The organism is Vibrio sp. J2-4 (assembly GCF_021728155.1).
GTDB classification, from domain to species: domain Bacteria; phylum Pseudomonadota; class Gammaproteobacteria; order Enterobacterales; family Vibrionaceae; genus Vibrio; species Vibrio diabolicus.
Window position 1 is genome coordinate 230,674 of the sequence record NZ_JAKKCN010000005.1, and the last position, 24,132, is coordinate 254,805.

The following is a 24,132-nucleotide window of genomic DNA, read 5'->3' on the forward strand; positions in this document are numbered from 1 at the left end:
TTACGGTTTGAAAAGTTAGTGTTTAACAAATAAGTGGCGTGGGAAATCACACAGTGTTTTTGCACCATCACGGGTGATCACAATGCTTTCGGTGGTTTCTAACCCCCAATCTTCAAACCATAGCCCCGGCATAAAGTGGAATGTCATGCCTTCTTTTAATACGGTTTTATCGGTGTCTCGCAAGCTCATGGTTCGTTCCCCCCAGTCAGGAGGGTAGCTCAGACCAATTGGGTAACCACATCGGGCGCCTTCTCGTGAGAATCCTGCTTTATCGAGAACCTGGTTCAATGCGTTGGCGATGTCGGCGCAAGTATTGCCTGGTCTTGCGACTTCTAAGCCTGCTTCGAGACCTAAAGTTAATGCTTCATCTGCACGTTTGAATTTGTCGTCCGGTTCCCCAAGAAAAATAGTGCGAGAGAGTGGGCAATGGTAACGGCGATGCGCGCCAGCGATTTCGAAAAAAGTACCTTCGCCTTTTTTGAAAGGCCTATCATCCCACGTTAGGTGAGGTGCAGAAGCATCAGAACCAGATGGCAAAAGCGGTACGATCGCGGTGTAATCGCCAAAGTGATCTTCATGCCCAAGTACTGCCTGGCGGTTAATCTCGGCGACAAGGTGATGTTTCGGCAACCCTGGCTCGATCATATCGAATGCGACACGATGCATGTTTTCAACAATGCGAGCTGCGCGGTACATATAAGCCAGTTCTTGATCAGATTTAACGGCGCGACACCAATTGACTAGCCCGGTTGCATCGAGAAGTTGAGCATTCGGCAAGTGCGTGGTGAGTGACTCGTAAGCGGTGGCACTAAAGTAATAGTTATCTTTTTCCACCCCGATACGGCCGCGATCCCAAAGACGCGGGGCGAGTACCGCTTCTACCAGAAAATCCATTGGGTGTAATGGTGGATTCATTACATAATGGTCTGGGTAGTAGGTGATATTTTCTGCCGACATATACGCAGTTCTGTATGCCCCATTGGCATCTTGGCAGCGCCCAAACCAAACAGGCTCGCCAGATGATCCTACAACGACACATTGTGGGACATAAAAAGACCAACCGTCATAACCAGTCAGCCATGCCATGTTAGAAGGATCGTGAATGATAAGGACATCCAACTCTCGTTCTTCCATCGACTGCCGAACTTTTGTTAATCGGTCCTGGAATTCATCCAGTGTAAAATGCAAAGCAACGCCTCTCATATTTTCTCCTTGTTAAAAATCCGACGCCTTATGGGCCTTCGGAGACGTTGAGGTATTTCTACCTTCCACCAGGTCAGCCAGACCTGCGTTTAAAAACTATTGCAACTCACCACTGCGGCTGGGTTTGGATTAAACGATGCCATTTAACATGTTTGTTGAATCTATATTTCTCATGTCAATCATTACAATTGTGGCTCATTTTTGTGCATTACACCGCATTTGATGGCTAAAAACTCGCCATTTGTTAAATTGAAGTTACAATGAGCATTAAAAATGAATCAATTAAAATATTGTGTCATGACAATTTCTTTGAACCCGATCATTCGCCCAGGCACCGCTAAGTACATCTCCATTGGCAATTATCTTGTCGAATGTGTCCGCAGTGGTTACCTAAAACCCGGTACTCGACTACCCACACATCGTGAGTTTGCGGAGCAAATTGGCGTGAGCGTACAAACCGTCAGCCATGCATATGGTTATGCGGAGAAAAAAGGTGCGCTCGAGTCTTGGGTGGGAAACGGTACGTTTGTAAAGTCAGGCTTTGTGGATGAAAGCACGGACACGGAGTTCATGCTGACGCAAGAGATGAAAGAAACACCGGATGAAATTGATATGTCGATCGCTCATCCGGTAGTAACCGATCGGCACATTACGCTTTTTAATCAGGCGTTAATGGAAATTGCTGGGCAAACAAACAATCGCAGTTTGATCAGTAAAGCAAAGCCAGTAACAGGTCAGCCTCATCATATTGAGTCCGGAGCGCGATTTCTCAGTAGCCAAGGGTTAGACGTTGGTACCGATCAAATATTACTCACAAATGGTGCATGCCATGGCTTGACCTTGGCTTTAAGCACCGTTGTTGAACACGGTGATTTAGTCGCTTGTGGTCACTTAGTCGATCATGGCTTGATCTCTCGCTCGAGAATGCTTGGATTTAAGTTACAGCCGCTTGAGATGGATGAGTTTGGTATCACGCCGGATGCATTTGAATGGGCATGTAAACACAAACCAATCAAGGCGCTGTGTTGCACACCGAGCATGGCCAATCCGAATAGTGCGCATATGGATATTTCGCGCCGAGAGGCGATAGCAAATATTGCGAAGCAGTATGAGATCTACGTGATTGAAGATGACGTGTATGGGGCACTAGAGCCCAATCGTGTCCCACCTCTCGCTGCACTGTTACCCGAGCAGGCTTTTTATGTCACCAGTTTAACCAAAGTCGTAGCGCCAGGTATGCGTACGGGCTATTTAACGGTCCCACGTCATTTTTTGCAGCATGCGATTGGCCGTTTAGCTGCGACGAGTTGGTCTGCGACCCCGCTACCGTTTGAAGTCGCTCATTTGTGGATCGAGAACGGTACATTAAATCGACTTGTTCGATTTCAAGTCAATGAATTTGCCAAGCGCCAGCGAATAGCAAAAGCTACTTTAGAAGGGCATGTTTATAGCTCACACCCGAATGGTCAGCACATTTGGTTGAGGTTACCCGAGCAGTGGAGCAGTGATGATCTGGTCGCTTCGGCTAAGCGTTCTGGGGTGCAGATCACGGGGTATAAACCTTTTGTTCTCGATACTAATCAGCCAATGCCTTACGTGCGAATCAGTTTGGGAGCAGAGACTAATCGAGGTTACATTAAGCATGGGTTATCTGTGATTGCAGAAATTCTCGATACAAACCCTCCAACCTCTCACTTTTTGGTCTGAGCAGTATGCTCTGACCAATTTTTTCTGCGAAAGCGCCAAGTTCAGAAAATCTTTCTTATTCACCTGATTGACTTGATTGTCATGAAAAAGATAACGTTTCATTAACATTTTTGTTGATCAGGAGCAGCGCGGATGAAAGGGATTTTTCAGTGGCTAGATAAATATATACAGAAAGCGGAGGCGGCACTGCTCATTGGCTCGGTGCTTCTTATTGCGTTGAACTCAATTGCTAACGTGTTAGGGCGCTACCTCTTTAGCCAAAGCATCTACTTTTCAGAAGAACTCAATTATTTCCTCATTATTGCCGTCACGTTTATTGGTTGCAGTTATGCTGCCCGCCAATCTCGCCATATCCGTATGACGGCATTTACCGATATGCTTCCAAAGCGTATACAAACTTTAGCCAACGGCATTATTTATTTACTCACCGCCGCATTGGTGGCGGTGCTAACTTGGTATTCGTGGCAATACATTGGCAAGGTGAGCCAAATGGGGCGTCTTTCTCCTGCAATGCAAGTACCTTTGAGTTGGGTGTACTTAATCGCACCGATTGGCCTTTTCTTTAGCACGGTTCAGTTCGCGCGTGTGGGTAGTCGCCATATCAAACGTTTCATAATGCTGACAAAGCTTTCACGCTCATCTCGACCAGATGGCATCGGCTCTGCCACTAAGCAGGAGAAAGCGCTATGACGACCGCTCTTGTAGCAACGATGATCACGTTGTTGGCTTTTGGATTTCCGATGTTGGTACCGCTATTAGCGGCGACCATGTTGGGATTTATTGTTTTTCTTGGTCTGGGGCCAGATTTTATGATCCAGCAAATGCTTGCTGGCATCAAACCCGCTGCGTTGATCGCAGTACCGATGTTTATTCTCGCGGCAGAAATTATTACCCGAGGCGTGGCAGCAACGCGCTTGCTAGATGTCGCAATGGCGTTTGTTGGGCACGTTCGTGGCGGTCTGGCGATCACCTCATCGCTTAGCTGTGCGATGTTTGGTGCGGTATCTGGGTCTACACAAGCCACCGTTGTTTCTGTTGGCTCTATTATGCGACCGAAAATGTTGGAGTATGGTTACAAAGACAGCTTTGCTCTGGCTTTGATTATTAACGCCTCTGACTTAGCGCTCCTTATTCCACCGAGTATCGGTATGATCATCTATGGTGTGGTGTCTGGAACATCGGTTGCTGAGCTGTTTATTGCTGGTATTGGACCGGCGATCGTGATTTTATTGATGTTTTCTGCCTACTGTTATTTTTATGCAGGTAAAAGCTCTGTAGAAAATGCCCCGCGAGCCAGCTGGAAAGAACGTTGGACCACAATACGTAAAGCGGTTTTACCATTTGGTTTTCCGATCATTACTGTTGGCGGTATTTATGCTGGAGTATTTAGCCCTACCGAAGCGGCGTCGGTTTCGGTGTTGTACGCAGTGTTATTAGAAATGGTTATCTTCCGTAAAGTGAAATGGAAGGAGCTTGGCGAAATCGCGCTTTCTACGGGCATGGTTACCGCGGTGGTATTTATCTTAGTCGCAGCAGGGGCTGCTTTTTCTTGGGTAATCTCATTTGCCCAGATCCCGCAAGAATTGTTGGGTATGATCGGGATTAATGATCTTTCGCAGACCGAGTTACTGGTCGTTATTTCAATTGCGTTCTTTATTGGTTGTATGTTCGTTGATCCAATCGTAGTGATGCTGATTTTGATCCCTATCTTTGCACCTGTGATTAAGTCCTCTGGCATTGACCCTGTACTGGTCGGCACCATCGTGACATTGCAAGCTGCGATAGGTTCTGCAACACCACCATTTGGCTGCGACATCTTTACCGCAATTGCCGTGTTTAAACGCCCTTATGTAGAAGTGATTCGCGGCACGCCACCGTTTGTGTTCATCTTGCTGTTGGTCTCTGTGATGTTGATTTTCTTCCCTTCGATTTCACTTTTCTTACGTGATCTAGCGTTTCGATAGTATCGACTAAACGCTCAAAGCCGCTGAATATCAGCGGCTTTTTAATCTTTGCTCTCAAACTGGTTCAACTTATTCTTTTCTCCAGTCTCCATTGGCTGGGAGACTTCCCCGTCCAACTGCGAAAGTGACGGCTGAATACCGCGGGTTCTGCATAGCCCAGTTGCAATGCGATATCGGTAATACTCTGAATATTTTCACTTAAACGCTGCTCGGCAAAATCCTGTCGTACTTGTTGTAACAACTGTCGATAACTTGTTTCCTGTTGTTTTAACTTGCTTTGCAGCATTCTTGGGTGTAAATCCAATGCTCTGGCGACACGCTCCACGCTGCATTCTCCAGTCGATAGCAAACGACCAATCATATTGGCCGCTTGGTCACTGAGATTGTTGGGATAGCGAGTTTGCAGCTCTTTGAGGTGCTGCTGAAAATGGCGCTCTAGTGCGTCTTCATCTTGGTGGTTCTTAGCGTTAAGCAGGCTCGCTTTAAGTAGGATACCGTCAAACTTATCACCAAAACGCAGTTTGTTCTGCTGAGCAAACTTGCTTTGCTCTACTTCCAAGGTTGCGTGTTGAGTCAAATGTAGCGCGAAGTGGCTTGCTTCAATATCGAGCAAACTGGCGATAAACATGGCTAAGTGTGACACACTGAGCTGCATCAACTGCGCAATACCGCGGTCACTATTCACATCAATATTGAGCGACAATCGTACCCAATCATCTTGTGGCGTCATGTTGAGAGTAACGCCTGACGAATGCAGATAGAGATAATCATTCACCCGCGCCAATGCATCACCGACCGTTTCAGCACGAGAAACCAGCATCGGCAAATCGCCTAAACTTTGCAGGTTTTGGCGCTCGGCGAGTAACGCACCAAACAACGGTTGCTTACAACGAGCAGCCGCTTCCTCCAGCAATTCAGCCAATCTTGGATAAGCGAGATAGGTATCGGGATCGCGAAACTGCGCGGCAGACAGGCCAACAGCGGCCATTATCTCTTGCGGATTCTGACCTAATTCTGAAACCAAGCTATCAAATTTATCGGCAGCGCCACTTCGTACGATATACATGTCTCGATTTTTAAATGTTAACAGGTTGTAAATCGCAATATATCAAATTTACTTCGTAAAAGGTCAAGTGAGTGCCAGTGAGTTGATCTAAGTTACATTTCGATAACAACAACGCATGGATGAGAAGCTGTATGGAACTTATCAATAAAACTGCCATCGTGACTGGCGCTGCGGGTGGAATTGGGCAAGCTATTATTGCAAAGCTAAGAGAGCAAGGAGCCAAAGTGCTTGCTGTCGATATTTCAGAGCAATCACTGCAAATGTACGCAAGTTTTGGCTCTAAGCAGTTGGAAACCTTTGTTGCGGACGTCACCGATTACCAACAAGTCGAAGCCATGGTGAAGTACGCGGTCGAACAATTTGGCTCACTTGACATCATGGTCAACAATGCAGGCATCGGCGCACCGAAACCTCTGCTTGAACATGATCCTATCGCCGACTTTGAGCCTATCTCTAAAGTCAACCAAAACGGCGTTTACTATGGAATTCTCGCCGCTGGACGACAATTCCAAGCGCAAGGGACACCGGGCGTGATCCTCAATACCTCTTCCGTTTACGCCCAAATGGCCTCCGAGATGACGTTTACCTACAACGTCAGTAAAGCCGCAGTCGATATGATGACCAAATGCGCCGCTTTAGAGTTAGCGCCTCTGGATATTCGTGTGTGCGCGGTCGCTCCGGGACGCGTTGATACTCCGATGTTAAGGCAATACGAAGAGATTGGCTTGTGGAACCACATCCGCAAAGAACAGATGCGTCAAAACTTCACGCAACCAGAAGAGATTGCCAACGTGGTGGCGTTTCTTGTCAGCGAAAAAGCAAACTGTATCAACGGCTGCACCATTAGCGCATCTGACGGTTTCGAGAATTTTAAGTACCCACTCATGGGGTAGATGGAATAGGCGAGCACGCCAAATTACAGCAATAGTGAGGATGTAAGTTATGTCATTACCAGAAGTTATTCAGCATCAAGATTTCCTATTAACTTTTAATACGAATGAAGAGTCGATCATCAAAGACGCGCTACCGGGCGTTGATGTTTACCCGCTGTTTCTTGACCCAGAAAATGGTACGTGGGTGATTCGCGCCAAGTTCAAACCGGGTATCACTCTGCCTAAGCACTTCCATACTGGTGTGGTGCATTTCTATACACTGAGTGGCGCGTGGCACTACATCGAGTATCCAGACCAAGTCCAAACCGCTGGTAGCTACTTATATGAGCCGGGCGGTTCGATTCATACCTTTCACTGTCCAGAAGAGTCGGGTGGCGCAGATGGCTTTATGGTGATCCAAGGTGCGAACATTAACTTTGACGAAGAGGGTAACTTTATCAACATCATGGATGCAGGTTGGATTGAGCAAGTGGTGGTTGCCGCTGCCAAAGCGCAAGGCTTCACTGCGCGCTATATCAAACCGGGTGCGATTGCTGCCCTGAGTGATGAGCTAGCGGAGTAACCCCATGCAACAGATGAACAGTATCGTAATGCAGGATGGTAGTGTCCGCCTGAAGCAAGTCGAAATCCCCAAACCCGCAGCGGGACAAGTCTTGGTTCGTAGTCTCGCCTGTGGGATTTGTGGCTCCGACCTACACATTACTCGACACGCGGATGAGGTGTTTGATGTATTCCACCAGCTCGGGTTGATGCCTGATGAAGTAGGTGAGCACGCTCAAGTGATGTTGGGACATGAATTCTGTGCGGAAATTGTCGAATACGGTGCCGATACGCAGCAAACGTTGCCTGTCGGTAGCCGAGTCACCTCTGTGCCGATGTTGCTCAGCCAAAATGGCGCAGGCGTTGGTGTCACTCCGGGTACTTACGGCGCTTACTCTGAGTATTTCCTACTTGATGAAGCGCTCCTACTGCCAGTGCCCGACGAAATGCCGTCTGAAGCGGCAGCGTTAACCGAGCCGCTGGCGGTCGGTTTGCATGCGGTCAATCGCAGTGAAATCGAAACGAAAGAAACAGCGCTGGTTGTCGGTTGTGGCCCTATAGGGCTGGCGGTGATTGCAGCGCTCAAACAACGCGGCGTGAGTAACATTCTTGCGGTTGATCTTCAGGAAGAGAAGCTGCAACTTGCCAGCGAGTTTGGCGCAGATCGGTTGATCAACCCGAACAAGGAAGACGAGATCGCCGTTGCTGAGCGGTACGCGATGAACTCACGTCTGGTCATTTATGAGTGTGTGGGCAAACATACTTTAATTGATGACTTCATGCGCCGTGCTCCTGCCCGATCTCGAATCGTAGTATCAGGCATTCATACGGCTCCAGCGACCATTAACTACGCGTACGCGACGGTAAAAGAGCTCGATTTGAGATTCTCTTACTACTATCAACCGCACGAGTTTGAGCAATGCCTACAAGCGATTGCCGAACACAAGTTGCCTTGGCAGAAAATGCTTACCGCCAAAGTGGGAATCGATGGTGTGGAAGATGCGTTTAGACAGTTAATGACGCCAAATGATCACATCAAAGTCGTTATCGAACCTTGGCGCAGCGGTGCGTTAGAAGTGATTTAACTCTTAGCCAACTTAAGCTAGCCAAAACCAAGTTTAGTTTGGTGACAGCCCCAACCGTAGCAGCTAGGTTGGGGCTTTTTTTGTTAGGCCTGTTCTGCGCATTCTTGTTGTAGAGTAGGGTAATCGGTGTAGCCTCGTTCGTTTCCACCGAACAACGTTGAGCCATCCAGTTCTGCCAACGGATGGTGATGTTGCAAGCGAGAGACTAAGTCTGGGTTTGCTACGAATGGCCGTCCGAATGCGACAAGATCCGCGTAGCCTTTCTCTAACACTTCGTTTGCTCGTTGAGGATCGTAGCGACCAGCGACAATGATAGCGTTGCGAAAGCGCTTTCTAAGTTCGACTCGAAACGTCTCGGGAATCGTTGGTGCATCAGCCCAATCGGCCTCGGACAAGTGTAAGTATGCAATGTCGCGCTCCTGTAGCTGTTTTGATGCTTCCAAGATTGTTGGCACGATATCTGGGCAGTCCATATCTTTAAACGTAATGAATGGTGCCAATCTCACTCCAACTCGATGCGCACCAACAGCGGCGATAACTGCATCCACCACTTCGATAAGAAAACGGATACGGTTTTCTCGTGAACCACCGTAGTTGTCTGTTCGATGATTTGAGTTGGTCCTTAAGAACTGATCGATCAGATACCCATTCCCGCCATGGATTTCTACACCATCAAAACCCGATTCAATGGCGCGTTTGGCTGCGTTCGCGAAATCACCGACAACTCGGTTGATATCCGCTTGTGTCATGGCGCGTGGCTCAACACAGTCGACCATATTGCCGTTGCCTTGTTCATCAGTAATCCAAACTTGCGTCTCTACCGGAGCGAGCGCAGATGGCGCGATAGGCTGTTCACCATTTTGGAATGTTGGGTGAGACACTCTGCCCACATGCCATAGCTGACAAAACATCGCTGCGCCTTGTGATTTGACCGCTTGGGTCACACCCTGCCAGCCCGCCACTTGCGCATCGGTGTAAACGCCTGGTGTGAACGAATAGCCTTGAGAATCGTCCGAAATTTGTGTGGCTTCGGAAATGATCAGCCCGGCAGAAGCGCGCTGTTGATAATACGTTGCCATCATCTCATTCGGGATGTTGCCCGGCTGAGTGGTGCGTGCGCGAGTCATTGGTGCCATGACAATACGGTTTTGTAGTGACAACGATTTCAGTTGAGCTGGTTCAAACAGCTTATTTGGTCTTTGTTTCATGTTGCGCTCCTTAGATAAGTACTGGCACGTTGGTCGCTTTACGAGCGGTTGCCATCCAGTGAAGTACGGCTGGATCCCATTGCACTTCGGGCGCACTGAAAAAACCTCGTAGAATGGAGAACATAATGGCTTGATCAACCAGTGACGTTTGCTTTTCTGAATTTAGGTTGAGCAAGGGCTTGGTTTGTTCTATCAAAGCGGCGACTTCTTTCGCAATCGCTGGCGTATCGTTAATCAAGGCTTCAAAATTTAACCCTTCGGTTTCCTTTTTTGCACGCCATGCTTGTTTAGCGGTTTCTGTTGCAAATTCCGGTAACGTCATGTTTGACCAACGCGGATACCCGACTTTTTGTAGCGGTAAAAACGCTTGTTTTTGCCAGTCTAAAACCAGTGTTGAGGGTTGGCTGCTTTCGTTAGAAGATGCCAATTCAAGGAAGTAGTTGATGATGTCTAAGCTTTCCGCCATGGCTTCACCATCGTCTTTGATCAAAAGAGGAACTTGTTTTGCGCCGATGATGTTTGTGGTGGTGCTCTCGTCGTCATAAGCAATGTTGATGACGTCGAGCTGAATATTTAGCATGCCTGCAACAAAACGGACGCGGGCGCTAAAGGGGCAATGTTCATAAATGTACAGTTTCATTTTTTGTTTCCTATCTCTGGCTGGGCAGGGCGTGTTGTTGTGCGTTGAACAGCATTACGGCGTTTAACTTTGCCCTGTCACATAACGTTCTGGGTCTAAACAATGTCGATAGGGTCAGTATATGGATTCGACTTAATTTGATAATTGGGTAATATCTGAACTGATTATTCAGTTTTTCTAAATAATAAGGGCGCGAAGATGGATAAGTTTTCGGATATGACGTTGTTTGTCAGCATAGTTAAACATCAAGGTCTGGCAGCGGCGGGAAGGGAGCTAGGTTTGTCTCCGGCGACGGTAACGGCAAGGCTGCAAGCGATAGAAGAACGCTATGGCGTAAAGCTGCTCAACCGAAGCACACGCCACGTATCACTCACGGACGCAGGGGCAATGTACCATCAAGCTTGTCTGAACATCATTGATAGCGTGAAAGAGACGGAAAACTTGCTGCAAACGGGTATTTCGCAAGTGCGCGGAAAGTTGAAAATTTCAGCTCCACGAGATATTGGCAAACAAATTATTTCGCCGATGGTGTCGGCTTTTTCTGAGCAATATCCGGACGTGACGCCTTATCTTTACCTTAATGACAATTTATCGAACTTGGCTGAATCGGGGCTCGATTTGGTGATTCGTTACGGTGAGTTAGCGGACAGTAATCTCATCTCGCGCAAGCTGGCGTCGAGTCAACGTGTGCTGTGCGCGTCACCTGATTACTTGGCGAAGCAAGGTGTCCCAAACTGTCCACAAGATCTCGCGGATCATCGCTGCTTAGCCATGGTGCGCAGCAATGAAGAATTAAAAACGTGGCACTTTAAAGATGAAGAGTCTCACCAAACGATCACGGTTACGCCAAAGCGCTTTTCTGATGATGGTGAAGTGATTCGACAATGGGCGTTGGACGGTGCGGGGATTGCGTTGAAATCGATTTTAGATATTCAGCAAGACCTCAAACAACAACGTTTAGTAACGGTTTTGGATGGGTATATGAAAAACTTCAGCGCCTTTTCGCAAGGCGCTGAAGCGGATCTGCATGTCATTTATCAAAGCCGCCAATATCAACCGAAAAGAGTTCGCCTGTTTTTGGACTTTCTAGTTGAGCAATTTAGCGCGCTGAGTGATGCCAGCAATCAGATCTAGATGCGATTCAGAGGTTTCTCGGCGGTGGCGATAAATCCCGACGGTGCCAGGGTTTGGTTCGTTTTCCATGGTTAAGCATCGTAAGCCAAAGGATTCCAAATACGGTTTCAGGTGGCCGGTATAGGACATCACCGCGACGCTTTCTTTCAGTACATCAATACTGGCGAGCAGAGAATCCACTTCGTAAGTCGGTCTGTCATCCAGTTGCTGCCTTTCGCGTTCATTTTGTTTCGGGATTGGGTTATCGATGACGTGAGCGAATTTCTTAGCGTCATAAGTGACTGAAAGAGCGGGGTATTCGTGCAGCATCTCTTCGGTGACGGTTTTCCCTAGCAGTGGATGGTTTGGGGAAACAAAATAGGCATCAACCGTTTGAAATAAAGGAATAAACGTAACATCGCATTTAGACGACAAGCCGACAATCTCGTGGCCGATGAAGAATTCAATCTGTTCGTTGATTAATGAATCCATCAAGCCTAAGTGGTTACCAAATTCGACGTGCGTAGATGCCGATGGTTGCTTGGTCAGATGTTCATTGAGTGCTTGTTTGACGAACAGCGGCCACCACGCATCGCCAGTACCCATTTTAATTTTTCCGACTTGGTACTGTTTCCGTTCATCAATGCTTTGCATCATTTGGTTGTATTCATGCTGCATCGCGTTGCTATGGCGATAGAGGATGCGTCCGTATTCGGTCAACACCATGCCATTAGGATGACGTTCAAACAGCGTCACGCCGAGATTCTCTTCCAGCTTCTTTAAATTGCTTGTTACCGTTGGCTGGCTTAACCCTGCCATTCTTGCCGCAGCACTGATGCTTTGGCAGCGTGCAACCAGTAAAAATTGCTGCAGAGATTTGTCCATTTTCTTTCTCCCCTAAGAACGAGGGGTATTTTGCACAATTTCATTTATAAATCACAAATCTGTAATCTCATTTGATTGAAATTATGCGCATTTCATAGATCTACATCACTGTTGGGGTTTGACGTATAGATGTTATCTATAGCTCGCTCCTGACTTCCTATTTTCCCCTCAAAAGGGTGTTCTTTAGACTGTCGCCAAAACAACAATCTAAGGGATGAACATGAAACCGAGTTTTATTGCGCTTGCTGTCGCGTCTTGTATTGGTCTTGCTGGGTGTGGGTCAGATTCCTCTGATGCGCCTGTGCAGGTCGACAAACCAATTATTTCAGCCGACTTATATTTACGTGGTTTAAATGGGGATTGGGGCACGGCAGAGCATGCCAAGCTAAACTATTTGGGTAATAACGAGTACGAAACCGTACTGCGCGTCGCTCGAGGTAGCAATCAGTTCAAGATTGCTGATCCGGGTTGGCAGATCCAATACACCTATTTTGAGGAGCCCGCGGCGTTCGATAAAGCTCAGGAGTACCTGCCAAAACCAGACACAAATGAAGCGTGTATGAACGATGATTGCAACTCTGAGATCACGTTTGAAGACAAAGGGTATTACAAGTTTTCTGTGAGCTTTGCCGATGAAAGTCGCGCGACAATGACTGTGACGAAAGCAACGCAAGAAGAAGCGGAAAAATACTACTCTGATGCGATTCTCGACCCTGCAATGGTGCATGAAGGGCATCAGAGTAAAGAAGTGAAACTGTTCGCCAATTACGATGACTCGAGTGATACCGTGATTTTCTCGGTGAAAGATCCTAAAGCTGAGCAGCGTGAATTTGGTATTTCAACGACGACAGAATTGCGTGATGCGCTCGACCAAGGCTTAGTGATTAATGAACAAACAGGGCCGCGAGTGGTATCGGGTGATGTCGCGTTTGACGCGTTGTTTGCGTTGACGATGAAAGAGCTAGACCAGCTTGCTGTTTCTGAAATCAAAGACGGCAATTACAACTACAACAACCCAATCAAAGCGGAAGTTTTTGAGACGGGCGCGAAGTGGCATTACGTGTGGACGCGTGATTTGGCGTACGCAGCAGACCTTTCGCTTGCATTGATGAATCCAACGCGCGTGCAAAATGGTTTGAATTTCAAATTGTCCGCTTTTCGCGACACGACCGCTCAGCAATACGATGGCGAGCAGATTGTGCAAGATACGGGCACTGGCGGCAGCTGGCCAATCAGTACCGACCGCACGACTTGGGCGCTTGGTGCAGAACGCTTACTTTCGGCATTGGATGGGGAAGAGTACAACCAATTTGCCGAGCGCGCTTACAAAGCGATCAGTAATACACTTGAAGCCGATCGCCTGGCGGCTTTTGATGCGAAATCCGGTTTATACACTGGTGAACAATCATTCCTCGATTGGCGTGAGCAAACTTACTCAACGTGGACGCCAAACGATGTCAATGCGATTGGTAGCAGCAAAGCGTTATCGACAAACGCGGTTCATTACCGTGCAATTCAGCTCGCGGCTAAGTTGGCAGAGAAGTACGATTCAACCAACGCGGTCAAATACACCGATTGGGCTGAGCAGTTAAAAACCGCTATCAACGAGCAGTTTTGGAATGCCGAACGCGGTATGTACGTAAGTTATTTGTTTGATAATGGCAAAGACATCGCGGTCGACAAATACGACATGCTGGGTGAAGCGTTGGCGATCATCAGTGGCGTGGCAAGTGATGCACAGGCGAAACAAATCATGGCCAATTACCCACACAGTGAGTTTGGCGTGCCGGTTTACTTCCCTCAACAACCAGACGTGCCTGTGTACCATAACCGCGCAATTTGGCCATTTGTTACCGCGTACAGCTTGCGCGCCGCGCATCAAACACAAAACGTGGCTGCGGCGAACAATGCCATTCAATCGTTGGTTCGTGGTACAGCGACCAATTTATCCAACATGGAAAACTTAGAGTGGCTTTCTGGTAAGTCATTCATCATCCATAGTGATCATGGCGAAGATCCGAGCTTGGATGGCCCAGTGATTAACTCTCAGCGTCAGCTTTGGTCTGTGGGTGGCTACTTGAACATGGTGGTAGAGACCCTATTTGGCATCCATACCGAAACAGGTAAGTTGGAAGTGAAGCCATTTATCACAAGTTGGGTGCGCAATAACTTGTTGGCTCAGTCTGAACAAATCACGTTGGAAAACTTTGCCTTCAAAGGAAAGAACTACTCGGTAACGATTGACTTGCCTGAAGTAAGCAAAGATGAAACAGGCTACTACCCAGTTGAAAATGTCACGATGGACGAAGAGGGGCATTTCCACGTGACACTGGGCGCGCTTGTGAATGTAGATAGCAGCATTACTTTAGTTTCTGGTGTGAAACCGTATGTGAGTGAAGACAGCCGCGTTTATTCTCCGCAAGAGCCAACATTGGTGGTAACAAGCGTTGATAATTCGGTTTCGATTGACGTGACGAGCAAGTACAACGTGAACTTGTATCGCAATGGCGAGCTGATTCAAAAGAACGTGATTGCTCAATCTTATTCCGATACGCCAACAGGTTTTGCTTGTTATTTGGCTGAAAGCATTAACGATAACGGCTTCCGTTCTAACCCAAGCCAACCGGCTTGTGTCGGTGAAGAGATCCGCATCAAACTTGATGGCGAATATCAGCCACTCAAAGACAATGTCTCAGTGGTTACGGTGAGCAAAGACAGTGGCATCGTAAAAGGTGCAGAGTCGTTTACAGCTCCTGTAACGGGCACTTACCAGTTCGATGCTTGGTACAACAATAACCTAGGACAACTTAATACCGGCATCACGAACACCGTGAAATTGTTAGAGGTATTGGATGATGCAGGTAAAGTGGTTGGTCAAGGTTACTTGCAGATGGGCCATATTGGTGAAAACCAAGGTATGCGTTACTCAACGCCAATTGAAGTGGCGTTGGAGCAGGGGAAAACCTATCAGATCGCGCTGAAGGATCACTTCAATATGAGTTACCTCACATCGAATGAAACCTACATCTACGCTGGTGGTATTGAGGGTGAAAAGAACGAAGCGCAAATCGCAGATATTCGAATCACACCTATAATGTAGGCTGTTTTAATAAAGCTGTGTTCTAAAAAACTGTGTTCTAAGAAAAACAAAGCCGCTGAGATTATCAGCGGCTTTGTTGTATTTGCTATCGGGGCCGTTTACAGATTAGTTTGTCGCCTGCGGACGAGGTTTACGGCGCTGACCTGATGGTTTGTTTCCTGCTGGCTTAGCATTATTTGGCTTGCGGTTACCAGACGGTTTACCAGCGTTGCCACTCTTATTACCGTTTGGTTTATTTCCATTCGGTTTATTGCCGTTAGGTTTACGGTCATCTGGTTTGCTGTTTGCGCGACCTTGGCCTTCACGGTTGCCTTTAGGCTTACCCGCACCGCCTTGGTTGGTGCTGTTTTTGTTGCCGTTGTTACCACCGTTGAAGCGACGTTTAGGTTTGTTTGCACCATTGCCTGCTTTCTTTTCGGTTGCTGGAGCGTTTTCACCCGCAGCATTTGGCGCTTTTGGTTTTTTCGGCTTCTTAGGTTTTTTCGGTTTGATTGGGCGAGTATCCAGTTTAGATTCTGGCACTACATTGGTTGGCGCAAAACCTTCCAACTCTTTACGTGGTAGCACTTCTTGAATCAAACGTTCAATCGCAAACAGCTCAGATGCTTCCAGCGCACAAACCAGTGAAATCGCTTTACCTACTTCGCCAGCACGGCCAGTACGACCAATACGGTGAACGTAGTCTTCTGCCACTTTAGGTAGCTCAAAGTTCACCACTTGCGGTAATTGCGGAATATCGATACCGCGCGCAGCAATGTCCGTCGCGACCAACACACGAATTTCACCCGATTTAAAATCCGCCAGTGCTTTGGTACGCGCGCCTTGGCTCTTGTTGCCGTGGATGGCAGCAGCCGGTAGGTTTTGTTCGATCAGGAACTTCGCCAGACGGTTTGCGCCGTGTTTCGTTTTCGTAAACACCAGCACTTGCTTCCAATCGCCGTCTTTGATCAATTTAACCAACATCGGTGCTTTCTTCTTCACGTCTGCTGGGTAGATGCTTTGCTCAACCGTTCTCGCCGTCGAGTTTGCCGGGTTAACGGAAATCTCAACCGGATTGTTCACCAAGCCTTTCGCAAGGTCGCGGATTTCATCCGAGAAAGTTGCAGAGAAAAGTAGGTTCTGACGCTGTTTTGGTAGCAGAGCTAGGATCTTACGAATGTCACGGATAAAGCCCATATCTAGCATGCGGTCTGCTTCGTCCAGTACCAGCACTTCCAGTTGGTCGAACTTCACTGCATTTTGGTTGTACAAATCCATCAGGCGGCCTGGTGTCGCGACCAACACATCCGCACCTTTGCGAAGACGCTGCATTTGCGGGTTGATCTTCACACCACCAAAAACAACCGCACTGCTTAGTGGAAGATGACGGCCGTACATAAATACGTTTTCTTGCACCTGAGCTGCAAGCTCACGTGTTGGCGTTAGGATCAGTGCACGAACTTGGTTAGCACGAACGCGAGGGCCGTTCGATAAACGCTCAAGAATCGGTAGCGTAAAGCCTGCAGTTTTACCTGTACCAGTCTGCGCTGCTGCCATTACGTCTTTCCCTTCCAAAATAGCAGGAATTGCTTTTGCCTGAATTGGCGAAGGGGTGTCGTAGCCTTTTTCTTGAATAGCTTTAAGGATTGGAGCAGATAGACCTAAAGAGGTAAAACCCATATGTATGATTCTCAATTGTAGAGTTAGATAACAACGCGCCGAAAACAAATCGGTACGAAAAGTGCGACATTCTGAGGCTTTTACGCGCTGGCTTCAACTAATTCTGTTATGGATAAATATTTGAACTGGATCTCATTTCTTTTTTGAACAAAAAAGAGCATAGAAAAGTGACGTAGATTCATTCTGTAGTTTGAATGTGTTACGTGTTCTTTCGGAAAAAACAGCGAGACAAATGGTGATTATTAATCACTCAAATGGCTTAAAAATACTTGTTTGATAAATAATCAGAATAGTTGAATGTTATTCAGTGTTTTGCCACTCAATTTTAATGGAAATTAGTTAGTAAAGTATTATCAAGTCTCAGATTTGATACATGTCGGTATGGTTAAATGCTGAGCAGAAAGGAATCGACTGATATAAAACAATGAGCTTGATGTGAATGCAAGGATCTCATTCTGCATCAAATCGCACTATTATCCCAGCTTGCTAACAAAAGGTTGTACTATGCGCTTTGCTATCCGATTTCTCTACTCACGGCCTCCTTCACACTTTATTCAGAGATCTTTCTGCTTTTACTGCCTGAGTTAAAGCTCTCTAAATATTTGTTCTATTGTTGTATTTAACGGTGGCAAGGCTTGTCTACCTAGAGTGCTTTGTTACTGCAAGTTCTATATTTCTGATGTTATGAATTAATTTTGTGGTTGTGAGAACTAATAAAATGTCGTCAATAAATAACAATTTCTACTGGGTTGGTGAACAGCCTGTCAGTGAGTTAGCTGAAGATATGGTTTTGGTTAATCATATTGATGAGGTGGCAACGGGACTCGGTGGCATGGTGTGTATTGCTTATCAAGATCCACACCAAATAGATACCGCGCTGAAAGCGTTTTATCAGGAGAAAGGGCGTTGGTCTTGGGCGGTTTATGTCACTGTGGAAACCCCTTATTCTCGATGCGTTACCGACGGTGTCTTTGAAGCTAGAGAATCAATAAAAATTTGGCGATCCATTCAGAGCAAGCTCGATGCCATTGATGAACCGGAAGTGTTAGATCCTTTGAATGGTTGGCTTGGGGTCAATCGTCAGCGAAGAGTGACTGCTTTAAAAAGCTTAGAGTCTATGTCGGTTTATTCGTACCCAATCATTGATATGTTGTTTCCTGATATTTATTCGACTTATCGATACGTGCTCTCAGAGCAAGGTCGCGGAGTATTAGAAGCGGAAGTACTGATCGATAGAATTCGTGTTTGTTCTCATTGCAACAGCGGACACTTGAATTATGTAGAGGTGTGCCCGGATTGCAGCAGCATCGATATCGACTCTCAAAGCTCTTTGCACTGTTTCACTTGTGGCCATGTTGGTGAACAACACAGCTTTCAGCGCCGTGGAAAGCTTGAGTGCCCTAAATGTTTGACCCAGCTGCGCCATATCGGCGTTGATTATGATCGCCCGCTTGAAAACCACGTTTGTAATAGTTGCTCCAGTTTATTTGTTGAAGCGGCGACGATCAGTCAATGTTTAAGTTGTGACTCAAAGATCAAAGTCGAAGAGCTTGTTGTCCGTAAAATTTACCAATATCGACTTGGTGAAGTGGGTGAATACATTTTCCAACACGGCAAGTCCATTCAAGCTCCTGAGCTCTCGATCAAAGGCAAAGTGGAAGTCAGCTTTTTCCAAAATTTGCTTGCATGGTTAAATAAAGTCGCGCTGAGACACAAAGAACAGCACCTTCTACTTGGACTGCATTTACCGACGATCGATGAATACGGTAAGCAATATGGCGATGCAAAATTGTTCTCATTGATGGATCAACTGACGCGTCGTCTTAGCGGCTTGTTTAGAGATACCGATATCTGTTGTCAGTACAAACAGGATGTGTTGCTTGTCCTAATGCCAAATACGACCAACGCGAGCCTGTCCATTTTACAGCAAAAATTATCGGATCTGGGTGAACTTGTTGAAGACGAAGAGTTTGAGTTGGATGTCTTTGCTTGGGACCTGCCCGATCCGATCATTGAAGACGGTGTTTCTGTTTGGATGGAATCGCTGATGGGTGAGATTTATGCTGCAAGATAGTCTCGTTCTGCTCGACTATCTTCGAGGCATGCTACTTCACAATGAAGAGTTATGGCTATTGCTGTTTCCCGTCATGATCATTATCGAGCTACCTCTATATTTGCTGGTGCTAACAGGGATATTTCGTTGGTCATATGCGCAAGAAGATCCAGAATTAAAGCGGTTTCCTTCAGTGAGTTTCGTTATTACTTGTTATGGTGAAGGTGATGCGATTGGGATCACTATCGATACGTTAGTTGAGCAAGTTTACCCAGGTCATATTGAAGTACTTGCTGTGGTTGATGGGGCGGTACAAAACCAAGATACCTATCAAGCCGCGTTAAATGGTGAGAAAAGGCATGCAGGCGTTCGTAATCGTAAAGTGCGAGTGTTGCCAAAATGGCAACGAGGAGGCCGGGTTTCAACACTGAATGCTGGCTTATCAATGGCTAGTGGTGAAATCGTCATTAACGTGGATGGAGATACGTCATTCGATAACGACATGGTCTTCACCATGATGAAACAGTTCGCGGATAAAAATGTGATTGCGAGTGGTGGTGCGTTAAGAGTTCGCAACCATAACGCCAACTTGTTGACCAAAATGCAATCCTTGGAGTACATGCTGTCGATGCAAGCCGGTAAAACGGGGATGGCTACGTGGGGTGTTCTCAATAACATTTCTGGCGCATTCGGAGCATTTCGGAAGAATCTGCTTAAGCAAGTGGGGGGCTGGGATACGCATACCGCAGAAGATCTCGACTTAACCATGCGCTTGAAGCAATACAAACGTCGTTACCCTGATAATAAATTGGCCTTTTCGACGCACTCCATCGGCCATACTGATGTACCAGATACGTTGAAAGGTTTGGTATTGCAGCGGTTGCGTTGGGATGGCGATTTATTGTTTTTGTTTTTGCGTAAACACAATGAAGGGTTGTCTCCACGGCTACTTGGTTGGGGGAACTTTTTATTCACTTTGGCTTATGGCGTGATTCAAAACGTTTTATTGCCGCTGCTTGTGGTGATATTTAGCGTGTACATGGTGATTGTCTATCCACTTAAATTTGTATTGGCGTTGATGCTAATGCTCTATTTTGTCTACCTCTTCTTATCTGCTCTGATTTTTGTTGTCTACATTGGGCTTGTATCAGAGAGAAAAAAAGAGGATTTGAAGTCAGCGAAATGGTTATTTCTTTACCCTATCTACCAGTTTTTCATGCGTTTGATTACCGCTTTCTCAATGGTTAATGAAGTTGTGAGGAGAAGTCATGAAGAGTCGAGTATGGCACCTTGGTGGGTATTGAAGCGAGGTAAAAAGTTTTAGTATGAAAGTTAACTTTCACTTAGATAAGAAAAACAAACCGCAGTCTGAGAACGGGATGAAAGTCGTCTACGGACAGGCAAAGCGTGGCGGTTATCGTCTCCGTTGGTACTTGATTTTAGCGATTGTAATCAGTCCGCTTTTGTTTATGGCTTATTACTTGTTTAGAACGCAAGTGTTAGTGACGGCGCCTGCCGTTATCACGTCACATCCACTTACGGTGACGGCAACTCGCTCTGCCATTGTTGGGCCAGTGCCTGTGAATGTCGGTACGGAAGTGACTCAGGATCAAGCGCTGCTGTTGTTAAAAGATAATGCGTTGAACAAAGAGATTGATTTCATTAAAGATGAGCTGGTGAAACTGTCTAAAAATCAGGTGCAAAGTACTGATGAGCTATACAAAAGTGCTATTGAAAGCTCAGCCGAAGGCTTGAAGAAGGTTCGTGATATTCAGAAAAAATACGACCTTTACAGAAAGAAAGGGCAAGTGTCTGAGGTGGATTACGCGGCTATTGTGAGTGTGAATAACTCACTGAGTAATCAGTTAAGCAGTCAGAAAATTGCTTATGTGGATGCGATGCGTAACTTGGAAGAGTTAGAGTTGGCTGGTCCAGTGACACAAGAGTATCGTTCTTTAATGCGTGAGCTGGTAGTAAAGCGTGCTCAACAAGAAGATCTCACATTTCGTTCTCCTATGAACGGTCGTGTACTCGATATTCATGTGCATGAGGGGCAAAATGTATCGGAAAATACGCCATTGCTCACGATTGCTCGCAACGTGACACCTGAAATTACGGCTTTTCTAAATCCTAAATACCTCGAATACAGCAATATGGAAACCAAAGCAAAAGTCGTATTTCCTGATGGTCGAAAGTTTAATGCGACGGTATCGAAGCCGGTTGAGGTTGTGAACAAATTGCCTTCGGAACTTCAAAGCCCATTTGAAGGGCAGCCTGCCTATTTAAAAGTCACACTGAGCTTTGATGAGCCGTTGGAAAAAAGTCGATGGATTGAAGGGGTCGAAGTGGAAGTTCGCTTTTAACGTTGGTTGATTGAGTAGGAAAGGAGCGAAAGCTCCTTTTCTTTTTTGGTTGTTAACGCGCCTTTAGTCGCCTTTAGCATGCATTAAAAACGCGCTAGTCAGTTGCTGAAAGAGTGAATCTATCGAGGGGCGGTCGGATATATGATTGAAGAGCGGTGTGTGGACATCGCCACGAATATCATCGCTGTGACCACAAAGCTGATTACACATTCGTACTGGTTCGACAATCTTCTCGACGTCGGTATCAATCAGAATGCATGCTTGTGACAATACCACTTGTCCGCCGCCTTTTTTAAGTAAAACACGCTGCGCGGTTCCCACGACTTTTTGCCCGCCAATGTTGAGGTTGTACTCGCCATCGCAGTAGGAATAAGGCGTAGCATGAACATCCACTTTCACGCCGAGCTGTTTAAAGAAAACCGTTAATATCGCACAGAAATCGAGATACGCTTTCTTGATGTCGTAAGGCTCACCGTCTGGCCAGTGATAGATGTGGGATAGATTAATAATACCCGGTACTTGAGGGACGGGGGCACCACCAGTTTTACGGGAAAAGAGTTTCCAGCCAGACGCATTTAACGCATGTTCTAACTCGTTAGAAATAGGCCACTTTTTACCTGCGGGAAGCACGAGCGTCGGGCTTTTTACTTGCCAAAGTAATAGCACTTGCGAGAGTTGGTTGGACTGAACTTGTTTAATGAGCTCATCTTCTTTTTCAAATGCATCAGCGACTTCCGTAGCCGTATAGCGAATTAGCTTGTTTTTAGAAACCAAACTCTATCCCTCATCCGTATATTATCGCTACTGTTTTATCTTAGATGCCATGTGATTACTAGCGGTATACGCTGCCTTTAGAGTTTTCTTCGCTTCCATTATTTCTATTTAAAGGGGCGATAGAAATATTTTGTTGGTCATCACATAAGCAATTCATAAAATCCGCCATCTAAATAATTTTTAGGCGATATGACTATGAAAAAGCGAGTGATGTGTCTTGCGTTAGCGGCATCATTGACGGGATGTGTGACGTTCCCGACCCAAGAATCTGAGCAAGTTCAAGTGCTTTGGGACAACGTGAATGCGATTGAAAACTGCGAGCTAATGGGAACGGTAATTGGCTCGGAAGGGCACTTTTATGATTATTGGCTGCACGCAGATAAAGACATGGTCTGGGGTACGTTAAACCAAATGCGCATCAAAGCGGCAGATTTAGGCGCAGATACATTGTATTTATATGAGCCGTTGGACTTCTCCACATCGGTTACCATGTTTGCCAATGCTTATAAGTGCAAACAGCCATAATTTTACTTTTCCGAAAGCAAAGACAGGCGAAATGTGCCTGTCTTTGAGCTTGCTGCCAAACAACAAGTTTACGTCTGTGCGCGTTATGATGAGCGCTTTTCAGTTAATTTACGTTCGCTGTAGCCACTGCCGTCGTGTCAGAAAACGACAGAGTGAAGTCCTGTTCGGTATTTAATACTTTTGCCGGGAACTCCAAGCTTAACTGTGTGTGTGGTGCGACTTCTGAAGCGATACTGGTGACGAATTTTCGGGTTTCACCCGGAGAGATTGACAAGTTGTTTCCCCCTCGTGATGAGAGCTCTGCGATCCCCATGGTTTCAAGCGTGTTACCCGCAGTATCTGCTAAGTTCAACAAAGACTCCGATTTATACACTAGCTCTCCGCTTTCGGTGCGATAGGCATTAAACGTGTTGAAGTTTGGCTGTAATGAACCTTGTGAACCGACGTTAGTGACGGAAAACGTCACATTAGAGCCATCAAAATTCTCGACTTTCACCAACACATTACCGTCTTGGTAACGTGCTGCTGCGGCAGCACTGGCTTGCTGTTTCTGTCTCTGTTGTTCTTTCTCGATGTTGCTTAACTGTTCCTGCTCGCTAGCAATTCTATTTTCTGCCATGGCGTAAGATTGATCTACCATTGCTAACAAAGCGGGGATTGAATACAACGTGAGACCTTCCAAATGGTCAAAGTCGATTTTGGCATGCTGAGTAAGTTCGTGGTTCGAGAACTGGCAGTAACCATCAATCAAGCTAACAAATGCGACTTCAAAAGTACCTTGTAATCGGCTCACTTCCTGTGCGGCTTTTTCCAAATCTGAGCGTACTTTTCTGATCTCTTCCAATGTCTTTTGTGGCAAACGTCCATTGGGTGACACTTCGTTGGAAACCGAGACCAGTGCTTCGGTCACAAATGGATTGTTTTTGGCTGGAATCACCGTGGTGATGCGGTTGGATTTAGTGATGTCTTCGCCCAGTAAAACCATCATTTTTTGCGATACGGCAGTTGTGTTGCCCGCTAAAACATCACTACAGTTTGGAGACGTATTCGCATACGCGGCGAATGCGGTAAAAAGTGAAAAGATAACGGACCAGCCAGTGGCGACGAGTCCTGTCGTGGTTCGAGTGTTCATCCTGATAACCCCTCTGTCATTTGGTGCGATTCACTGACGTAATTGCCAATCAAAAGATTGGCTCGCGACATTCAGAATGGTTCTGGTCAATCCTTCGTAGTGGGTATGCCCGCAGATGCTTTCTAGTCGTTTACTCAATCGCTAAGCCACGACTGAGTAAAGTGTCTGAAATTGAGAACATTAATGCTGCGAAGTTGATGTCTTTTGTTTGAAAGATAGACG

Annotated in this window: 20 protein-coding genes; 12 read left to right on the forward strand and 8 right to left on the reverse strand. The window is 46.4% G+C overall.

The window, feature by feature from the left end; translation table 11 throughout:
- Nucleotides 1–15: 15 nt before the first annotated feature.
- A complete protein-coding gene (doeA, locus tag L3V32_RS18355; protein ID WP_005392731.1) occupies nt 16–1,203 on the reverse strand; it encodes an ectoine hydrolase DoeA in 1,188 nt (395 codons plus the stop codon).
- Nucleotides 1,204–1,476: 273 nt separating this feature from the next.
- On the opposite strand from doeA, the gene L3V32_RS18360 reads away from it, so the two are divergent.
- From L3V32_RS18360 to L3V32_RS18370, 3 genes are all read left to right on the forward strand, one after another.
- The gene (locus tag L3V32_RS18360) at nt 1,477–2,910 is read left to right on the forward strand and encodes a PLP-dependent aminotransferase family protein (RefSeq protein ID WP_080936811.1); all 1,434 of its coding nucleotides are present in this window, start codon (nt 1,477–1,479) and stop codon (nt 2,908–2,910) included.
- A 132-nt stretch (nt 2,911–3,042) separates the two neighbouring features.
- Nucleotides 3,043–3,600 (forward strand): TRAP transporter small permease, encoded by a 558-nt coding sequence (locus tag L3V32_RS18365; protein WP_006741397.1) that lies wholly within the window; start codon nt 3,043–3,045, stop codon nt 3,598–3,600.
- The gene (locus L3V32_RS18370) at nt 3,597–4,874 is read left to right on the forward strand and encodes a TRAP transporter large permease (RefSeq protein ID WP_005392736.1); all 1,278 of its coding nucleotides are present in this window, start codon (nt 3,597–3,599) and stop codon (nt 4,872–4,874) included. The genes L3V32_RS18365 and L3V32_RS18370 overlap by 4 nt, the downstream gene beginning before the upstream one ends.
- 64 nt (nt 4,875–4,938) lie before the next feature.
- Here L3V32_RS18370 and L3V32_RS18375 read toward each other — a convergent pair whose 3' ends face one another.
- On the reverse strand, nt 4,939–5,940 hold the full coding sequence (locus tag L3V32_RS18375; RefSeq protein ID WP_237284861.1) for an AraC family transcriptional regulator: 1,002 nt from the start codon (nt 5,938–5,940) through the stop codon (nt 4,939–4,941).
- Between the two features lie 131 nt (nt 5,941–6,071).
- On the opposite strand from L3V32_RS18375, the gene L3V32_RS18380 reads away from it, so the two are divergent.
- From L3V32_RS18380 to L3V32_RS18390, 3 genes are read left to right on the forward strand one after another with little or no spacing between them, the layout of a single operon-like run.
- Nucleotides 6,072–6,833 carry an SDR family NAD(P)-dependent oxidoreductase gene (locus tag L3V32_RS18380; RefSeq protein ID WP_005392740.1) on the forward strand — a complete coding sequence of 254 codons (762 nt, stop codon included), beginning with the start codon at nt 6,072–6,074 and terminating at the stop codon, nt 6,831–6,833.
- Between the two features lie 49 nt (nt 6,834–6,882).
- On the forward strand, nt 6,883–7,395 hold the full coding sequence (locus tag L3V32_RS18385) for a 2,4'-dihydroxyacetophenone dioxygenase family protein (protein ID WP_085343257.1): 513 nt from the start codon (nt 6,883–6,885) through the stop codon (nt 7,393–7,395).
- A 4-nt stretch (nt 7,396–7,399) separates the two neighbouring features.
- Nucleotides 7,400–8,458 carry a zinc-binding dehydrogenase gene (locus L3V32_RS18390; protein ID WP_237284862.1) on the forward strand — a complete coding sequence of 353 codons (1,059 nt, stop codon included), beginning with the start codon at nt 7,400–7,402 and terminating at the stop codon, nt 8,456–8,458.
- Between the two features lie 83 nt (nt 8,459–8,541).
- Here the strand turns inward: L3V32_RS18390 and L3V32_RS18395 are convergent, their stop codons facing one another.
- Nucleotides 8,542–9,666: an alkene reductase gene (locus L3V32_RS18395; protein ID WP_237284863.1), complete on the reverse strand. Its 1,125-nt coding sequence runs from the start codon at nt 9,664–9,666 to the stop codon at nt 8,542–8,544.
- Between the two features lie 10 nt (nt 9,667–9,676).
- Nucleotides 9,677–10,306, reverse strand: coding sequence for a glutaredoxin 2 (grxB, locus tag L3V32_RS18400; protein ID WP_237284864.1), 630 nt, complete (start codon nt 10,304–10,306; stop codon nt 9,677–9,679).
- A 198-nt stretch (nt 10,307–10,504) separates the two neighbouring features.
- Between grxB and L3V32_RS18405 the strand changes: the two genes are divergently transcribed.
- Nucleotides 10,505–11,440, forward strand: coding sequence for a LysR family transcriptional regulator (locus L3V32_RS18405; RefSeq protein ID WP_237284865.1), 936 nt, complete (start codon nt 10,505–10,507; stop codon nt 11,438–11,440).
- Here L3V32_RS18405 and L3V32_RS18410 read toward each other — a convergent pair.
- A complete protein-coding gene (locus L3V32_RS18410; protein WP_005392753.1) occupies nt 11,393–12,304 on the reverse strand; it encodes a LysR family transcriptional regulator in 912 nt (303 codons plus the stop codon). The two genes, L3V32_RS18405 and L3V32_RS18410, sit on opposite strands and share 48 nt — an antisense overlap.
- A 220-nt stretch (nt 12,305–12,524) precedes the next feature.
- On the opposite strand from L3V32_RS18410, the gene L3V32_RS18415 reads away from it, so the two are divergent.
- Nucleotides 12,525–15,404: an amylo-alpha-1,6-glucosidase gene (locus tag L3V32_RS18415; RefSeq protein ID WP_237284866.1), complete on the forward strand. Its 2,880-nt coding sequence runs from the start codon at nt 12,525–12,527 to the stop codon at nt 15,402–15,404.
- Between the two features lie 105 nt (nt 15,405–15,509).
- On the opposite strand, the gene L3V32_RS18420 is transcribed toward L3V32_RS18415, so the two are convergent.
- Nucleotides 15,510–17,063, reverse strand: a complete 1,554-nt coding sequence (locus L3V32_RS18420) for a DEAD/DEAH box helicase (protein ID WP_237284867.1) — start codon at nt 17,061–17,063, stop codon at nt 15,510–15,512.
- Nucleotides 17,064–17,781: 718 nt separating this feature from the next.
- Between L3V32_RS18420 and L3V32_RS18425 the strand changes: the two genes are divergently transcribed.
- From L3V32_RS18425 to L3V32_RS18435, 3 genes are read left to right on the forward strand one after another with little or no spacing between them, the layout of a single operon-like run.
- Entirely contained in the window at nt 17,782–19,137 is a 1,356-nt protein-coding gene (locus L3V32_RS18425; protein WP_237284868.1) for a diguanylate cyclase domain-containing protein, read from the forward strand.
- On the forward strand, nt 19,124–20,440 hold the full coding sequence (locus L3V32_RS18430; RefSeq protein WP_237284869.1) for a glycosyltransferase: 1,317 nt from the start codon (nt 19,124–19,126) through the stop codon (nt 20,438–20,440). Before L3V32_RS18425 ends, L3V32_RS18430 begins: the two co-directional genes overlap by 14 nt.
- Nucleotide 20,441: 1 nt before the next feature.
- Nucleotides 20,442–21,479: an HlyD family secretion protein gene (locus tag L3V32_RS18435; RefSeq protein WP_237284870.1), complete on the forward strand. Its 1,038-nt coding sequence runs from the start codon at nt 20,442–20,444 to the stop codon at nt 21,477–21,479.
- 63 nt (nt 21,480–21,542) lie between these two features.
- On the opposite strand, the gene L3V32_RS18440 is transcribed toward L3V32_RS18435, so the two are convergent.
- Nucleotides 21,543–22,253, reverse strand: a complete 711-nt coding sequence (locus L3V32_RS18440; protein ID WP_237284871.1) for a lipoate--protein ligase — start codon at nt 22,251–22,253, stop codon at nt 21,543–21,545.
- 195 nt (nt 22,254–22,448) lie between these two features.
- Here L3V32_RS18440 and L3V32_RS18445 point away from each other — a divergent pair, with 195 nt between their 5' ends.
- Nucleotides 22,449–22,778, forward strand: a complete 330-nt coding sequence (locus tag L3V32_RS18445) for a DUF4156 domain-containing protein (protein ID WP_005392758.1) — start codon at nt 22,449–22,451, stop codon at nt 22,776–22,778.
- A gap of 103 nt (nt 22,779–22,881) precedes the next feature.
- Here L3V32_RS18445 and L3V32_RS18450 read toward each other — a convergent pair whose 3' ends face one another.
- Entirely contained in the window at nt 22,882–23,910 is a 1,029-nt protein-coding gene (locus L3V32_RS18450) for a hypothetical protein (RefSeq protein WP_237284872.1), read from the reverse strand.
- Nucleotides 23,911–24,132 lie beyond the last annotated feature (222 nt).

Coding starts and splice junctions, on each gene's coding strand:
- L3V32_RS18415 (WP_237284866.1), top strand. CDS start 12,525: ATGAAACCGAGTTTTATTGCGCTTGCTGTCGCGTCTTGTATTGGTCTT.
- L3V32_RS18365 (WP_006741397.1), top strand. CDS start 3,043: ATGAAAGGGATTTTTCAGTGGCTAGATAAATATATACAGAAAGCGGAG.
- grxB (WP_237284864.1), bottom strand. CDS start 10,306: ATGAAACTGTACATTTATGAACATTGCCCCTTTAGCGCCCGCGTCCGT.
- doeA (WP_005392731.1), bottom strand. CDS start 1,203: ATGAGAGGCGTTGCTTTGCATTTTACACTGGATGAATTCCAGGACCGA.
- L3V32_RS18385 (WP_085343257.1), top strand. CDS start 6,883: ATGTCATTACCAGAAGTTATTCAGCATCAAGATTTCCTATTAACTTTT.
- L3V32_RS18445 (WP_005392758.1), top strand. CDS start 22,449: ATGAAAAAGCGAGTGATGTGTCTTGCGTTAGCGGCATCATTGACGGGA.
- L3V32_RS18435 (WP_237284870.1), top strand. CDS start 20,442: ATGAAAGTTAACTTTCACTTAGATAAGAAAAACAAACCGCAGTCTGAG.
- L3V32_RS18425 (WP_237284868.1), top strand. CDS start 17,782: ATGTCGTCAATAAATAACAATTTCTACTGGGTTGGTGAACAGCCTGTC.
- L3V32_RS18450 (WP_237284872.1), bottom strand. CDS start 23,910: ATGAACACTCGAACCACGACAGGACTCGTCGCCACTGGCTGGTCCGTT.
- L3V32_RS18390 (WP_237284862.1), top strand. CDS start 7,400: ATGCAACAGATGAACAGTATCGTAATGCAGGATGGTAGTGTCCGCCTG.
- L3V32_RS18360 (WP_080936811.1), top strand. CDS start 1,477: ATGAATCAATTAAAATATTGTGTCATGACAATTTCTTTGAACCCGATC.
- L3V32_RS18395 (WP_237284863.1), bottom strand. CDS start 9,666: ATGAAACAAAGACCAAATAAGCTGTTTGAACCAGCTCAACTGAAATCG.
- L3V32_RS18370 (WP_005392736.1), top strand. CDS start 3,597: ATGACGACCGCTCTTGTAGCAACGATGATCACGTTGTTGGCTTTTGGA.
- L3V32_RS18375 (WP_237284861.1), bottom strand. CDS start 5,940: ATGTATATCGTACGAAGTGGCGCTGCCGATAAATTTGATAGCTTGGTT.
- L3V32_RS18410 (WP_005392753.1), bottom strand. CDS start 12,304: ATGGACAAATCTCTGCAGCAATTTTTACTGGTTGCACGCTGCCAAAGC.
- L3V32_RS18420 (WP_237284867.1), bottom strand. CDS start 17,063: ATGGGTTTTACCTCTTTAGGTCTATCTGCTCCAATCCTTAAAGCTATT.
- L3V32_RS18405 (WP_237284865.1), top strand. CDS start 10,505: ATGGATAAGTTTTCGGATATGACGTTGTTTGTCAGCATAGTTAAACAT.
- L3V32_RS18430 (WP_237284869.1), top strand. CDS start 19,124: ATGCTGCAAGATAGTCTCGTTCTGCTCGACTATCTTCGAGGCATGCTA.
- L3V32_RS18380 (WP_005392740.1), top strand. CDS start 6,072: ATGGAACTTATCAATAAAACTGCCATCGTGACTGGCGCTGCGGGTGGA.